We start from the raw sequence: 15,311 nt of genomic DNA, 5'->3' as shown, positions 1-15,311 counted from the left end.
CTCGGCCGAAGGCCGACGCCGACATCGTGGCCGGAGCGTTGACGCAGGGTGTCGGCGTTCGCCTCGACGGGCGAAGGCCGACCTACGCCACTCCGCTCCGCAGAACTCATCAAAATCACTTTGCAGCACCACTAGTTACCCGCCGGTCACCGCGCGATCAAGGCTCCGCGGCGCAGGGACCCTTTCCGCCGGAGCTCAGCCGGGCCGGAGATCGGGAAAGACGTCGGCGAGTGACCGGGCTTCCATCAGGCAGTCCATGTAGGCGTCGAGCTGATCCATGGTCGCCGAGGCGATCAGGTCATCGATATCGGCCGGCAGGTCGCCGAACCGGCGCCTGAGCTGCCGCGACAGCATCTCCGCCTTCGCTTCGGCTTTGCCTTCGGCCCGCAGTTCGCGCTCCCAGATCTTGATCCGCTCCGACAGCATGTCCTGAACCTCCCCTAGTCCCGACGGGACCGCCACCGGCCCGTCCCCGCCAACCAGCGCCGCCACGGCCTGGGCCACCACCTCGCCGAAGGCCAGCTTCAGCGAGTCGTGGTCGGCATGCCCCTGGAACCAGCCGATCACCTCGCCGACCAGTCCGGGCAGCTCGGCGGGCCGGGTGCAGGTCTCGATCCGGAAGAGCAGCGCCACCAGCCCGTCCTTCCGGGCGAGGTCCTCGGCGCCGAGCCTGCCCTCGTCGATGAGATGATAGCGGATGCCCGGCTGCCAAGGCCAGAGCGCCGCGTCGGGGGCCAATCCCATCAGGCCGGCGGCGTCGAGCGGCGCGTTCCATGGGGCCTCGCCGTTGTAGAGCACCACCGGCAGCACCGGCGGCAGGGGCGAGCCGGGCGGCAGCTTCAGCTCCCGGATGAGATGCTGCCACAGCAGGCCGACATAGACCATGACCCGGATCGCCATCCACCAGTCGGAGCGCGACTGGAACTCCAGCATCAGGTAGATGTGGACGACCTCGCCGGACAGGGTCGGCACGCGCCAGATCAGGTCGCCCTCCCGCCGGCGGCCGTCGCGGGCGTGGAACTTGGCGTTGACCCGTTCCATTCGGGTGAAGTCCAGCCCGGCGGCGACGTCCTCCGGCACGAAGCCGCGGATCAGCTGCTCGACCATCAGCGGGTGCGAGAAGAGGCGGTGGTACAAGCTGTCGGAGGCGGGCATCGGGGCGGGTATCCCGTGGGATGGAACAGCCCCTCTCTGCATGCGCCCGCAACCTTGCGCAAGCGGGCGACGCGGCCCGCGACCCTATGCCCCGGGGAGAAGGAGGCGACTCACCCCCGCCCGACCGCGCGCCAGCCGATGTCGCGGCGGCAGAAGCCTTCCGGCCAGCTGATCCTGTCCACCGCCTCGTAGGCCAGGGACTGGGCTTCGCGCACCGTCGGGGCGATGGCGGTCACGCCCAGCACCCGGCCGCCGTCGGCCAGGACATGGCCGTCGTCCGACAAGACGGTGCCGGCATGGAAAACCGTGACGTCGGGCAGGGCGCCGGCCTCGTCCAGACCGTGGATCTCGGTCCGGCGGGCATAGTCGCCGGGATAGCCCTTCGCGGCCATGACGACGCACAGGGCCGTGTCGTCGTACCAGCGGAGCTGGAAGTTCCTGAGGACGCCGTCGCGGGACGCGATCAGGGCCGGCAGCACGTCCGACATCATCCGCTTCATCAGCACCTGGGTCTCCGGGTCGCCGAAGCGGGTGTTGTACTCCAGCAGCTTCGGCGCCGGTCCCTGGGCCGAGTCCACGATCATCAGGCCGGCATAGAGCACGCCCTTGAAGGGCCGGCCCTCGGCCGCCATGCCGCGCACGGTCGGCTCGATGATCTCCCGCATGACCCTGGCCTCCAGCGCCGGGGTCATCACCGGCGCGGGGGAATAGGCGCCCATGCCACCGGTGTTGGGTCCGGTATCGCCGTCGAACGCCGCCTTGTGGTCCTGGGCCGAGACCAGGGGCAGGGCGGTGGTGCCGTCGACCAAGGCGAAGAAGCTGGCCTCCTCGCCCGCCAGGAACTCCTCGATCACCAGTTCGGCGCCGGCATCGCCGAACCGCGACTCGACCATCGCCTCGTCGATCGCGGCCAGCGCCTCCTCGACGGTGCGGGCGATGGTCACGCCCTTGCCGGCCGCCAGTCCGTCGGCCTTGACGACGATGGGAGCGCCGCGCGAGTGGACGAAGGCGCGGGCCGACTCGGCGTCGGTAAAGCGGCCGTAGGCGGCGGTCGGAATGCCGTACTTGGCGCAGAGATCCTTCATGAAGCCCTTGGAGCCCTCGAGCGCCGCGGCTGCCGCGGTCGGGCCGAACGCCTTGACGCCCGCGGCCTCCAGCCGGTCCACCAGGCCAAGCACCAGCGGCTGCTCGGGCCCGACGACGACGAAATCGACGTCGTTCTCCGTCGCGAAGCGGACCAGGCCGTCGAGGTCGTCGGCCTTGATCGCGACGCACTCGGCCTCGCGCGTGATTCCCGCGTTGCCGGGTGCGCAATAGAGCTTGTCGCAGAGGGGGGACGCCGCGATCGCCCAACAGAGCGCGTGCTCGCGTCCACCCGAGCCGACCACAAGTACCTTCATGAGCCTCTTGTCCTCTACGACGTCCTTTTGAAGCCCTGTTTCCAGGGCGTGCTTTCGGAGCCCTGTTTCCAGGGCGGGGGCCTTACAGTCTTGTTGCGAAGGCGAAGGCTTGTATCATGCCGACGCCATGACACAAGACCAACCCCTAATGGATCGCGACCCGGTCCCCGGCCGCCCCGGCTCGAACCTTGCCGAGTTCACCGTGACAGAATTGTCGCGGGCGCTGAAGCGCACGGTCGAGGAGTCCTTCGGCTATGTGCGCGTCCGGGGCGAGGTTTCCCAGCCCAAGCGGCACGGATCCGGCCACGTCTACCTGCGCCTGAAGGACGAGACCTCGGTCATCGAATCGGTCTGCTGGCGCGGCACCGCCGCCAAGCTGGCCGTCCGGCCCGAGGAGGGGATGGAGGTCATCTGCACCGGCCGCCTGACCACGTATCCCGGCCGGTCGCAGTACCAGCTCGTCATCGAGAACATGGAACTGGCCGGCGAGGGCGCGCTGCTCAAGCTGCTGGAGGAGCGCAAGCGCCGGCTGGCCGCGGAGGGGCTGTTCGATGCGTCGCGCAAGCGCCCCCTGCCGTTCCTGCCCGGGGTGATCGGGGTCGTCACCTCGCCGACCGGGGCGGTGATCCGGGACATCCTGCACCGACTCGCCGACCGCTTCCCGCGCCACGTGCTGCTGTGGCCGGTCGCCGTGCAGGGGGAAGGGGCGGCGGGCCAGGTCGCCGCCGCGATCAAGGGGTTCAACGGGATCGCGCCGGGCGGGCCGGTGCCGCGTCCGGACCTGATCATCGTGGCGCGCGGCGGCGGGTCGCTGGAAGACCTGATGGCCTTCAACGAGGAGATCGTGGTGCGTGCCGCAGCCGACAGCGCGATCCCGCTGATTTCGGCCGTCGGGCACGAGACCGACACCACGCTGATCGATTTCGCGTCGGACCGGAGGGCACCGACGCCGACCGCCGCAGCCGAGATGGCGGTGCCCGTCCGGGCCGAGCTGATCGCCCTGGTGCTCGAATTCCAGCGCCGGCTGCATGGCGGCACCGGGCGGATGATCCTGGAGCGGCGGAACCTGGTGGAGGGTCTGGCGCGCGGCCTGGGCGATCCGCAGGCGCTTCTGGAAGGTTGCGTCCAGCGGCTGGACGACCGCTGGGAACGGCTCGGCATCGCGGTCGCCGGCACGATCGAGCGCCGGCGGACGCGGGTCGCCGAACTGGGCGCCAAGCTGCGCCACCCGCGCGAGGTGATGACGGCGGCGCGCGGGCGGCTGCAATCGGAGGCGCGCGCGCTGGGCGCGGGCCTGCGCCATGTCGTCGCGGCGGAGGAAAGCCGGCTCGGCCGGATCGCCTCGCGGCTGACGCTGCTGCCGATCCGCATCCGGGTCGGTGACGGCGACAGGAGGCTGGCGGAGCTGGGCGAACGGATGGACGCCGGCTATGCCCGGCTGGTCGCCGAGCGGGCGAGCCGCCTGAAGGCGGGTGCCGCTTTGCTGGAGAGCTATTCCTACCGAGGCATCCTGGAGCGCGGGTTCGCCCTGGTGACCGACGGTGCCGAGCAGCGGGTCACTTCCGCCGGCGACGCGAAGGCCGGCATGCCGGTGACGCTGGAATTCCATGACGGCAAGGTCGATGCCGTCGTCGGGAGCGGCGGGCTGGCGCGCAGGGCGGAAACGCCGAAGCAGCCGCGCAAGACGGAAGCGAAAGCCAAGCAGGGGTTGCTGTTCTGAACGTTGGCCGGCTCGATCCGGCCAGCACCCGGCCGGCTCAGTCCGGCCAGCGGCGGTGGAGCCACAGCCACTGCTCGGGCCGGGCGCGCACCCATTCCTCGACCAGGGCGTTGATCCGGACCATCATGGCTCGGATGTCGGCTTCGCGGTCGCCGGTCGTCGGCACGTCCATGGGCGGAAGCACGGTCAGCCGGAAGTTCGCCCCGCCCAGGCGTTCAGGTACGGCGGGGACGATCGCGCAATCGAACCGGAGGGCGAGCTGGGCGATGGCCGGCGCGGTCATGGCGTCCCGGCCGAAGAACGGGATCGGGATGCCGTCGTTCATCTTCTGGTCGATCAGCATGCAGACGCTGCCGCGGTTCTTCAGCGTCGCCATGACCTCGCGGGCGCCGTCGCGGCCCTTGGGGACGAATCGGCTGCCGGTGACGGCCCGGACATGGTCGATCAGCCGGCCGGCGGCCGGGTTGTTGGGGCGGCGGTAGACGGCCGTGACCGGCAGGCCATTGCGGGTCGCCCCCATCAGGTTGATTTCCCAGTTGGCGATATGGGCGGAGAAGAAGAGCGTGGGCGTCCGGGTCTCGGCCATCCGCCGGATGGTCTCGGCGCCGATCACCTCGGTCCGGTGCCAGACTTCGTCCAGGTGGGCGTACTCCGCCATCACCCGGCCGAGATTGTCCCACATGCCGCGCAGGATCTCGTCCTGGCGCCTCGGCGTCTCGTCGGGCAGCGCCCGCTGGATGTTGCGCAGGGCCTTGCGCGAGGCGCGCAGCCTGGGGCCGACGGTCCGGCCGATCCATCCCCCAAGCCCGGAAGCGGCGTCCAGCGGCAGGACCGCGAAGATGCCGTAGACCGCGTACAGGACGGCAGCTTCGAGCGGATATCCCAGGTAGCGCCGGCGCAGCCGGGCGAAAGTCGTTCTAGTGGACATCGGGAACTGCGGACGGGATCGGGGAGGGGGCGTAGCGGGACAGCAGCAGGGCGGGTGCGGACGGATCGTCCCAGACGACCGACACCGGCACCACCCGGACCATCGCGCGGGCATCCGGAGGAAGCCGCACGGCGTCCTTCGCGGTGGTGACCAGGGATGCGCCGAGACCGGCGGCATGTTCGACCAGGCGCATCACCTCGTCCGGCAGATAGGGATGGTGGTCGGCGAATGCGACCCTGCCGACGATCCGGGCTCCCATGTCGTCGAGCGTCCGGAAGAACTTGGCCGGCCTGCCGATGCCGGCGAACGCGACCACGGGCTGGCCGCGCAGGGCCCGCGCGGTCGCGGGATCGGGCTCCAGGCGGGCCTGGAGAAGGGGAAGGCGTCCGCCGACGCGCCGCGCCACGCCGGCGGTGTCGCGGCCCAGCACGACCACCGCGTCGGCCCTCGCCAGCCCGCTGTCGACCGGCTCCCTCAGGGGACCGGCCGGGATGGTGTGGCCGTTGCCGAACCCGGCCCCGCCATCGACCACCAGGATCGACAGGTCTTTCTCCAAGCGGGCGTTCTGGAAGCCGTCGTCCATCACGATGATCTCGGCCCCGGTCGCGGCGGCGCTCCTGGCTCCGGCCAAACGGTCGCGGGCCACCCAGGTCGGGCGGGCCTGGGCCAGAAGAAGCGCCTCGTCGCCGACGGCGGCGGCGTCGTGGCCGGTAAGGTCGACCAGGACGGGGCCTTTCTCCCGCCCGCCGTAGCCCCGCGTCAGGAACCGGACTTCACGGGTTCCCAGGAGGGCGGAGACGGCCAGCGCCACCGGAGTCTTGCCGGCGCCGCCGGCGACCAGGTTCCCGATGCAGATGACCGGAACCCCGGCAGGCTCGGGATGGGCCGACGCCCGGCGGGCCCGGCCGACCGCGGCGAACAGGCGCCCGGCCGGCGACAGCAGGCGCGATGCCATGCCGGGCGGCGCATACCAGAAGGCCGGTGTCTTCAGGGGCATGGAGCGACGCCGGCGGCGGCGAGGGTGGGGACCAGGGCGTCGAGCACGGCATCGACCACCCGCCGGTTCCGGTCGGCCACGGCCGCGGCGGCCGTCGCCAGCCGCGACCGCTCGGCGTCGTCGGTCAGCAATCGGCCGACCTCCCGGGCCAGTCCGTCGGCGTCCTGCACGGTCACGGCGGCATGGTCGGCCCGCAGCTGGGCCGCCACTTCGGAGAAGTTCGTCATGTAGGGACCGTGGATCACGGCGCAGCCGAGCTGGGCCGGCTCGACCGGGTTGTGGCCGCCGATCGGCACCAGCGATCCGCCGACGCAGACGACGGGCGCCAGCCGGAAGAACAGCCCCAGTTCGCCGACGGTGTCGGCGACATAGACCTCGTGCCCCGGGCCGGGCAGGTCGCCGGCCGAGCGAAGCGCCCGGCCGAGGCCGCGTTCTTCCAGCAGGCGGGAGACTTCGCCGCCCCGCTGGGGATGGCGCGGGACGATCACCGTCAGAAGGCCGGGCAGGCGGTCGCGCAGGGCGGCGTGGACGCCGGCCGCCACGGCCTCCTCGCCGGGATGGCTGCTCGCCATCAGCCACGAGGGCCGGCCGCCGAAGGCTTCGCGCAGCCCGGCCAGGGCCGCGGGGTCGGCCGGCAGGGGCTCGGCGGAGAATTTCAGGTTGCCGACGCAGCGCACGTCGCGGGCACCCAGCCGGCGCAGCCGGTCCGCCTCCGTCTCCGTCTGGGCCAGGCACAGGCCGAAGGTGCGCAGAAGCGGCCGGATGAAGCCCGGCACCCGGCTCCAGTTGCGGAACGATCCGGCGGACATCCGGGCATTGACCAGGGCCGCGGGAATCCGGCGACGTCCGATCTCGCACAGCAGGTTCGGCCAGATCTCGGACTCGATCCAGAGCGCGAGGTCGGGCCGCCAGTGATCCAGGAAACGCCGGACATAGGGCATCCTGTCCACCGGCACATACTGGTGGATCGCGCGGTCGGGAAGGCGGCGCGCCATCAGGTCGGCCGAGGTGACGGTGCCGGTCGTGACGAGCACGGTGAGGTCCGGATACCGTTCCAGCAGCCGGTTGATCAGGATCAGGACCGACAGGGATTCCCCGACGCTGGCGGCATGAAACCAGGCGAGCCGCCCGGGCGGGCGATCCGCGGAGGCGCGGCCGAGCCGTTCCGGGGCCCGGGCCGGATCTTCCTTTCCGGCTGCACGGCGGCGGGCGAGATACAGCCGTATCGCGGGCCCGCCGATTTCCGTCAGCCCGCGATAGATCGTCTGCAACATCTGAGAACGGTGACCAGTCCGGCGTGAAAAAGCGCGGCACCTTACCACGATCGTCGGGGAGGGCTAAGGCTTTTCGACTTAGGACTGTACCAATCGGTCCGAACAGCTCAAAGGCTTGAGGTTGTTGATGAATTGTTCGGCCGAGGCGCGCCAGGACCAGGCCAGGGCATGTTCGCGGCAGCGTTCCGGGGGAATGGCGAGGGCGGAGTTGACGGCCTTGCCCAGATCCTCGTCCAGGCAGCCGACCGCCGCGCCGTCCAGCACGTCGAGCGGTCCCGGCACCGGAAAGGCGGCGACCGGCACGCCCGACGCCAGCGCTTCGAGCAGGACGAGGCCGAAGGTGTCCGTCCGGGACGGAAAGACGAAGACGTCGGCCGCGGCGTAATACTGCGCCAGCTCTTCCCCGTGGCGGGCGCCCGCGAACTTCACGCCCGGATAGCGCCGGCGGTACTCCTCCAGTTGCGGGCCGTCGCCGACCACGTATTTGGTGCCGGGAAGATCCAGCCTGAGGAAGGCCTCCAGGTTCTTCTCCACCGCGACGCGGCCGACATACAGGGTGATCGGCCGCGGATCGTCCAGGAAGGCTTTGGACCGCGGCCGGAACAGCTCGGTATCCACCCCGCGGGACCAGCGGCGGATGTTGCGGAAGCCGCGGGCCTTGAGCGCGTCCTCGATCGACTGCGTCGCGACCATGACCGCGGCGGCCGGGGCATGGAAGCGCCGGACGACCGCGTAGCTCAGCGCCAGCGGTACCGGGGCGCGGTCCCGGACATACTCCGGAAAGCGGGTGTGATAGGCGGTCGTGAACGGAATGCCGTTCTTCAGGCAGTAGCTTCTGGCGGCGAACCCCAGCGGCCCCTCGGTCGCGATGTGGATGGCGCCGGGGTTGGCGGCCTCGATCATGCGGGCGAGCTTGCGGCCGGCGCCGAGCGCCAGCCGGATCTCCGGATAGCTGGGCAGCGGAACGGTCCGGAAGCGGTCCGGGCCGATGATCTCGACGGCGTGGCCGAGTTTCTCCAGCTCTTCCCGAATGGTCGTCAGGGTGCGGACGACGCCGTTGACCTGGGGGTACCACGCATCCGAAACGATCAGTATCTTCACGCTGCCGCCCTGGCTGAGACCTTGACTGGCAGCAAGCGACGTGAAGCCGCCCAGTTTATGATTTCCAGCTCGCCGCTCTCGTGCTCGACGAGAGCCGTGCAGGATTCGACCCAATCTCCGTCGTTGCAATAGAGCACCCCCTCCATGGGACGCATTTCGGCGCTGTGGATATGCCCGCAGATGACTCCATCGACGTTGCGGCGGCGCGCCTCCTCCGCCAGCGCCTTCTCGTAGTCGCCGATATACTCGACGGCGTTCTTGACGCGGTGCTTCAGGTAGGCCGAAAGGGACCAGTACGTGAAACCCAGCTTTCGGCGCACATAGTTGAACCAGGTGTTGATCCCGAGCAGCGCCGTATAGGCGCCGTCGCCCAGGTGGGCGAGCCATTTGGCGTATTTGACGACGGCGTCGAACTGGTCGCCGTGGATCACCAGGAGCCGCCTTCCGTCGGCCGTGGTATGGACCGCATCCTCGACCACGGCGACCCCGCCGAAGTTCAACCCGATATATTCCCGGAACGCCTCGTCATGGTTGCCCGGGATGTAGAAGACCTTGGCGCCCTTGCGCGCGCGGCGCAGAAGCTTCTGGACCACGTCGTTGTGGGCCTGCGGCCAGTACCAGCTGCGCTTCAGCCGCCACCCGTCGACGATGTCGCCGACGAGATACAGGTACTCGGACTCGTGACAGCGGAGGAAATCCAGAAGAAGGTCGGCCTGGCAACCGCGGGTTCCCAGGTGAACGTCCGAGATCCAGATGCTTCGATAGTGCCGCACACCAATGTCTGGCTGCATGCGCCGGCTCCTCTAGGGCTTGCGAAGTCGGCGCCGATATACATCTAAATAGAGGTCGCTGACAATGCATCGGTGAGACGAGATTTCTCCAGCAGTGTAATCTTATTATTTTTGTAATGTTGATGCCTTTGACCTGTAACAATCCAGGAAAACTACATAACTCTATAAATCATTTTGGGACTCATTGCCGCAGCCGCGATGCGTACCGGACCCGGCGCGCGCCGGATCGAGGAAATTTCGGCGGCGGGCAACGGTCCCGCGCCCCATATGGCTAAACAGGTCTTTCTTGCTCTGCCTGAAAAGCCATTAGGGGAGGAAACCATGCCGAAGCCAGACGGCCGGATCACCGACCAGAACCCGATGGGCACCGACGGGTTCGAGTTCGTCGAGTACACCGCTCCGGATACCAAGGAACTGGGCGCCCTGTTCGAACGGATGGGGTTCACCGCCGTGGCGCGCCATCGTTCCAAGGACGTGACCCTGTACCGTCAGGGCGGAGTCAACTTCATCGTCAACGCGGAGCCCGACAGCTTCGCCCAGGCCTTCGCCAGGGTCCACGGCCCCAGCGTCTGCGCGATCGCGTTCCGCGTCGCCGACGCCGCCCATGCCTACAGGAGGGCCGTCGAACTGGGCGCCAAAGGGGTGGCCGGCACCGCAGGGCCGATGGAGCTGAACATCCCGGCGATCCAGGGCATCGGCGGCAGCCTGATCTATCTGGTGGACCGCTACGGCGACCGCAGCATCTACGACGTCGATTTCGAGTTCGTCGAGGGGGCGGAGAGCGCGCCGAAGGGACTCGGCCTGACCTCGATCGACCACCTGACCCACAACGTGCATCGCGGCCGGATGACGGAGTGGTCCGACTTCTATACGAAACTGTTCAATTTCCGCGAGATCCGGTATTTCGACATCGAGGGCAAGCTGACCGGGCTGAAGTCCAAGGCGATGACCAGCCCCTGCGGCAAGATCCGGATCCCGATCAACGAATCCTCCGACGACAAGTCGCAGATCGAGGAATATCTCCGGGCCTACAAGGGCGAGGGCATCCAGCACATCGCGCTGGCGACCGAGGATATCTACGGAACGGTCGAGCTGGCCCGCAGCCGGGGCGTGGAGTTCCTGGCGCCGCCCCCCGACACCTATTACGAGATGCTGGCGGAGCGGCTGCCGGGACACGGCGAGGACGTGGAGCGCCTGAAGCGGGACCACCTGCTGATCGACGGCGCGCCCGGCGGCGGCCTGCTGCTCCAGATCTTCACCAACACGGTGATCGGGCCGATCTTCTTCGAGGTGATCCAGCGCAAGGGCGACGAGGGGTTCGGCGAGGGCAATTTCCGGGCGCTGTTCGAGAGCATCGAGCGCGACCAGATCCGCCGCGGCGTGCTTCAGGAAGACGGGTGAGGGGGCGGGGGAGCCGGCTCCCTAAGCCTCCTTCAGACCGCTGAAATGGACGCCGAGCATCTCGGCGGCCGCGTCGATCACGGCGGGATCGACCGGCGGCGGCGCGATGTTGACGTCCCTGCGCAGGGCCTGGGTGATGATCTCCAGCGAAGCGACCCTGGCATGCCACTTGCTGTTCGCGGCGATGGCGTGCCAGGGGACGGCGAGGGTGGAGGTCTTGTCGAACATGTCCTCGGCCGCCCCGACATAGTCGTCCCAGCGCGCCCGGTTGCGCAGATCCTCCTCTGTCAGCTTCCAGCGCTTGTAGGGGTTGGTCAGGCGTTCCCGGAAGCGGTCGAGCTGTTCCTCCTGGGTGATGTGGAAGAACAGCTTCACGATACGCACGCCGTCGTCCACCAGCAGGCGCTCGAACTCGTTGATCTCGTCGTAGGCGCGTTTCCATTCCTTGGGCTTGGCGAACTCCTGGACGCGCTCGACCAGCACCCTGCCGTACCAGGAGCGGTCGAAGATCGCGAAGGTGCCGGGGCCGGGCAGGCGCTGCCAGAAGCGCCACAGGTAATGCTGGCCTATTTCCTCCTGCTTGGGGGCGCCGATCGGCCAGACATGGAATCCCCGCGGATCGAGCGGTTCGGTGATCCTGCGGATGGCACCGCCCTTGCCCGCGGCGTCCCAGCCCTCGAACACCAGCACGGCCCGCCGCTTCTCGTGCCAGTAGGTCTGCTGGATGTGGAGCAGCTCGGTCTGGAGGGCGTCGAGCCGCTTCTCGTAGGCCGCCTTGTCGGCGAAACGGTCGCCGTCCTGGACCAGCTTGTCCAGGCGGATCTTCGACTTGTCGGGCTTGATCTCGGTGCGGCTCATCTGGGTCGTCTCGTCTGCGGCGGGAGGGCTTGTGCGGAGTTCAACGCGTGGAACCATAGTTCGGTCGCATCGGTTTAATCCGCAACCGGCGGGCAGGGGGCAGGCGGCCGGAGCGTGGAACCACGCCGTGCCGGTACCGCCGCCCGAAGCTACCCGCGAAAGTTCAACGTTGCGAGGATGGGCTAGTGACTCTCGGACCGCGGATCTACAATCTTTTCCCGCTGCTGGTCGGCTCGGTCCATGATTGGTCCGGGCATCTGGCGCGCATCGCCGGAATGCAGTTCGACTGGGTCTTCCTCAACCCCATCCATTACCCGGGGTTCTCCGGCAGCCTCTACGCGGTCAAGGACCCGTACCGGCTGCACGATCGCTTCCAGGGCGGAGCGTCGGAACACCCCGACGACCTGATCCGGGGCTTCTGCCGGAACGCGCGGGAGAAGGGCCTGCGGGTGATGCTGGATCTGGTGGTCAACCACACCGCCAAGGACGCGGTCCTGGCCGAGCAGCATCCCGACTGGTACCGCCGCGAGGCCGATGGCAGCCTCTACAGCCCGCGCGCGGTCGATCCGGTCGATCCGAGCAACGTCACGATCTGGGGCGACTTGGCCGAGCTGGACTACGAGAACGAGCAGGCCCGCGCCGGGCTGGTCGAGTACTGGGCCAACTATGTCCGCCACCATGTCGGCCTGGGCGTCAAGGGCTTCCGCTGCGACGCCGCGTACCAGGTGCCCGCCTCGGTCTGGCGGGCGCTGATCGACGCCGCCCACGAGGTGGACGGCGAGGTCGAGTTCTACGCGGAGACCCTGGGCTGCACGATCGAGCAGGTCGATGCGCTGGGCGACGCCGGGTTCGACTATCTGTTCAACAGCGCCAAATGGTGGGACTTCCAGGCCCCCTGGCTGCTCGACCAGTACAACCAGTTCCGCCACATCGCCCCGTCGGTCGCCTTCCCCGAGAGCCACGACACCGACCGGCTGGCCGCCGACGTGGGCAGCCAGGACCGGGAGCGGCTGGCCGCGCACCTGAAGATGCGCTACCTGTTCTCGGCCTGCTTCTCCTCGGGCGTGATGATGCCGGTCGGCTACGAATACGGCTTCACGCGCAAGATGGACGTGGTCAAGACCACGCCGGAGGACTGGGAGGAGCCGAAGGTCGACATCAGCCAGTTCGTCGCCGACGTGAACGCGATGCGGGCCGCGACGCCGGCCTTCAACGTGGAAGGCCCGCAGTTCCGCATCACGGCCCCGCACAGCCCGCTGGTCGGCCTGTGCCGCAAGGGCGCCGGCGACGTCGACGATTGCGCCGTCATCCTGATCAATCCCGACGAGAACCGGTCCCACACCATCGATCCCGGCCCGCTGCTGGCCGCGACCGGCGGGCAGTTCGACGGGTTCCGCGACGTGACGCCGCAATGCTCGCCGCAGCTGTTCCGGCCGGGCGAGCCGATCGTGCTGGCGCCCCTGGAGATGAGGGTGTTCCGCGGCAACCCGGAGGCCCGGGCCAAGGTCTCGAACGGCGTGGATAGCGCCGAGCGCAAGGAAGCCTCGGGACGGCTGCTGGAGAGCCTGGCGGCGGACCGCATCGCCATCGAGGCGATCTATCCCGAGCTGGACGGCGGCCGCTTCGCGATCAAGCGCGAGGTCGGCGACGTGCTGGAGGTCTGGGCCGACGTCTTCTCCGACGGGCACGAGAAGATCAACGCCTGCCTGAAATACCGCGTCCAGGGCGACGACGCCTGGCACGAGGAGCCGCTGGTCTTCTTCGACAACGACAGGTGGACCGGCCGCATCCCGCTGACCCAGAACGGCCGATACTGGTACACGGTCGAGGCGTGGCGCGACCTGTTCGAGACCTGGCGGGGCGACTTCATCAAGAAGCGCGACGCCGGCCAGGTGATCTCGCTGGAGCTGATCGAGGGGCGGGAACTGGTCGAGCGGGCCGCCGCCAAGGCCACCGGTCCCGACCGCGAGGTGATGGACACCACGCTGAACCGGCTGGCCCACGGCGGGGAGGACGGCGGACGGGCGGACGACGAGCTGGCGACGAGGCTGCTGCTGTCTAACGACCTGCACATCGCCATGCGCCGGTCGGGCGAGCGCACGAACCGGTCCCGCTACAAGAGCGAGCTGGAATGCTTCGTAGACCGGACCGCGGCGCGCTACGCCGCGTGGTACGAGGTGTTCCCGCGCTCCATGAGCGACGATCCGAACCGCCACGGCACCTTCGACGACGTCATCAAGAAGCTGCCCTATGTGCGCGACATGGGCTTCGACGTGCTTTACTTCACGCCGATCCACCCGATCGGGCGGACCTTCCGCAAGGGCAGGAACAACACCCTGAACGCCGGCGAGGGCGATGTCGGGAGCCCCTACGCGATCGGCTCCGACGAGGGCGGCCACGACGCGCTGCATCCCGAGCTGGGCAGCTTCGAGGATTTCGAGCGGCTGGTGAAGGCTGCCCATTCCCACGGGCTGGAGATCGCGATCGACTTCGCGATCCAGTGCTCGCCCGACCATCCCTGGATCAAGCAGCATCCGGAGTGGTTCGACTGGCGCCCCGACGGCACCATCAAGTATGCCGAGAACCCGCCCAAGAAGTACCAGGACATCGTGAACGTCCACTTCTACCGCGGCGCCATGCCCGACATCTGGTACGCGCTGCGCGACGTCGTGCTGTTCTGGGCGGACCGGGGCGTCAAGATCTTCCGGGTGGACAACCCGCACACCAAGCCGCTGCCGTTCTGGGAATGGATGATCCGCGAAGTGCAGGACCGCCATCCCGACGCGCTGTTCCTGGCCGAGGCCTTCACTAAGCCGAAGATGATGAAGCGGCTGGCCAAGGTGGGATTCACCCAGAGCTATTCGTACTTCACCTGGCGCAATTTCAAGCAGGAGATCACGGACTATCTGGTCGAGCTGACCTCGCTGGAGCCCAAGGAGTACATGCGGGCCAACTTCTTCGCCAACACGCCCGACATCAACCCGCCGATCCTGCAGACCGGCGGCCCGGCGGCGTTCAAGATGCGCGCCGTGCTGGCCTCCACCCTGTCCAGCGTCTACGGCCTCTACAGCGGCTACGAGCTGTGCGAGGGCGCGCCGATCCCGGGCAAGGAGGAGTACCTGAACTCCGAGAAGTACGAGATCAAGGCGTGGGACTGGGACCGGCCGGGCAACATCCGGAGCTACATCACGCGGATCAACAAGATTCGGCGGGAGAACCCGGCGCTGCACGAGTACGACAACCTGCGCTTCTACAACGCCTTCGACGACAACATCCTGTATTACGGCAAGATGACGCCGAACAAGGACAACTTCATCCTGATCGCCGCCAACCTGGACCCGCACAACGCCCACGGGGCGACCATCGAGGTCCCGCTATGGGAACTGGGCCTGCCGGACAGCGCCCACGTGGAGGTCGAGGACCTTTTCACCGGCGGGCGCTTCTTCTGGTACGGCAAGCTCCAGCAGATCCATCTCGACCCGTTCAATAACCCCTGCGGGATCTGGCGGATCATTCCGCCGGGGCTCGGCCTGCGGACATAGGTCCCGGTCGCCGTCCGGATCGGCGGCTGCGGCAATTTGCCCACCGCCGCAGCCGTCGATCCGGACATCCAAATGTAATTTTTTTAATCGCTGGTGCTCAGGATCTTGCCGGACGCGGCTCATCCGCGTCCGGTCGAGTCCGGG

At 68.4% G+C, this 15,311-nt stretch carries 11 protein-coding genes; 3 read left to right on the top strand and 8 right to left on the bottom strand.

The window, feature by feature from the left end; genetic code table 11:
* Positions 1–195 precede the first annotated feature (195 nt).
* The gene (locus tag IGS68_RS17935; protein ID WP_201072211.1) at positions 196–1,155 is read right to left on the bottom strand and encodes an Rpn family recombination-promoting nuclease/putative transposase; all 960 of its coding nucleotides are present in this window, start codon (positions 1,153–1,155) and stop codon (positions 196–198) included.
* A gap of 110 nt (positions 1,156–1,265) precedes the next feature.
* Positions 1,266–2,555 (bottom strand): phosphoribosylamine--glycine ligase, encoded by a 1,290-nt coding sequence (gene purD, locus IGS68_RS17930; protein WP_201072210.1) that lies wholly within the window; start codon positions 2,553–2,555, stop codon positions 1,266–1,268.
* 148 nt (positions 2,556–2,703) lie between these two features.
* Here purD and xseA point away from each other — a divergent pair, with 148 nt between their 5' ends.
* Complete coding sequence (xseA, locus tag IGS68_RS17925; RefSeq protein ID WP_201072208.1) at positions 2,704–4,275, top strand: exodeoxyribonuclease VII large subunit; 1,572 nt, start codon at positions 2,704–2,706, stop codon at positions 4,273–4,275.
* Between the two features lie 37 nt (positions 4,276–4,312).
* On the opposite strand, the gene IGS68_RS17920 is transcribed toward xseA, so the two are convergent.
* The 5 genes from IGS68_RS17920 to IGS68_RS35610 form a co-directional block, all read right to left on the bottom strand.
* A complete protein-coding gene (locus tag IGS68_RS17920) occupies positions 4,313–5,203 on the bottom strand; it encodes an LpxL/LpxP family acyltransferase (RefSeq protein ID WP_201072206.1) in 891 nt (296 codons plus the stop codon).
* On the bottom strand, positions 5,193–6,194 hold the full coding sequence (gene lpxK / locus IGS68_RS17915; RefSeq protein ID WP_201081460.1) for a tetraacyldisaccharide 4'-kinase: 1,002 nt from the start codon (positions 6,192–6,194) through the stop codon (positions 5,193–5,195). The genes IGS68_RS17920 and lpxK overlap by 11 nt, the downstream gene beginning before the upstream one ends.
* Positions 6,191–7,474, bottom strand: coding sequence for a 3-deoxy-D-manno-octulosonic acid transferase (locus IGS68_RS17910; RefSeq protein ID WP_201072205.1), 1,284 nt, complete (start codon positions 7,472–7,474; stop codon positions 6,191–6,193). The genes lpxK and IGS68_RS17910 overlap by 4 nt, the downstream gene beginning before the upstream one ends.
* 78 nt (positions 7,475–7,552) lie before the next feature.
* On the bottom strand, positions 7,553–8,575 hold the full coding sequence (locus tag IGS68_RS17905) for a glycosyltransferase family 4 protein (protein WP_247880954.1): 1,023 nt from the start codon (positions 8,573–8,575) through the stop codon (positions 7,553–7,555).
* Positions 8,572–9,366, bottom strand: coding sequence for a UDP-2,3-diacylglucosamine diphosphatase (locus IGS68_RS35610; protein ID WP_247880953.1), 795 nt, complete (start codon positions 9,364–9,366; stop codon positions 8,572–8,574). The genes IGS68_RS17905 and IGS68_RS35610 overlap by 4 nt, the downstream gene beginning before the upstream one ends.
* Before the next feature lie 321 nt (positions 9,367–9,687).
* Here IGS68_RS35610 and hppD point away from each other — a divergent pair, with 321 nt between their 5' ends.
* Positions 9,688–10,767 carry a 4-hydroxyphenylpyruvate dioxygenase gene (gene hppD / locus IGS68_RS17900; protein ID WP_201072200.1) on the top strand — a complete coding sequence of 360 codons (1,080 nt, stop codon included), beginning with the start codon at positions 9,688–9,690 and terminating at the stop codon, positions 10,765–10,767.
* A 21-nt stretch (positions 10,768–10,788) separates the two neighbouring features.
* On the opposite strand, the gene IGS68_RS17895 is transcribed toward hppD, so the two are convergent.
* The gene (locus IGS68_RS17895; RefSeq protein ID WP_201072197.1) at positions 10,789–11,625 is read right to left on the bottom strand and encodes a polyphosphate kinase 2 family protein; all 837 of its coding nucleotides are present in this window, start codon (positions 11,623–11,625) and stop codon (positions 10,789–10,791) included.
* Between the two features lie 185 nt (positions 11,626–11,810).
* Here IGS68_RS17895 and IGS68_RS17890 point away from each other — a divergent pair, with 185 nt between their 5' ends.
* Positions 11,811–15,167 carry a maltotransferase domain-containing protein gene (locus IGS68_RS17890; protein ID WP_201072194.1) on the top strand — a complete coding sequence of 1,119 codons (3,357 nt, stop codon included), beginning with the start codon at positions 11,811–11,813 and terminating at the stop codon, positions 15,165–15,167.
* Positions 15,168–15,311: the final 144 nt, after the last annotated feature.

The organism is Skermanella sp. TT6 (genome assembly GCF_016653635.2).
Taxonomy (GTDB): domain Bacteria; phylum Pseudomonadota; class Alphaproteobacteria; order Azospirillales; family Azospirillaceae; genus Skermanella; species Skermanella cutis.
Note: the sequence above shows the minus strand (reverse complement) of the source record. Positions and strands in the feature narration are given on the sequence as shown.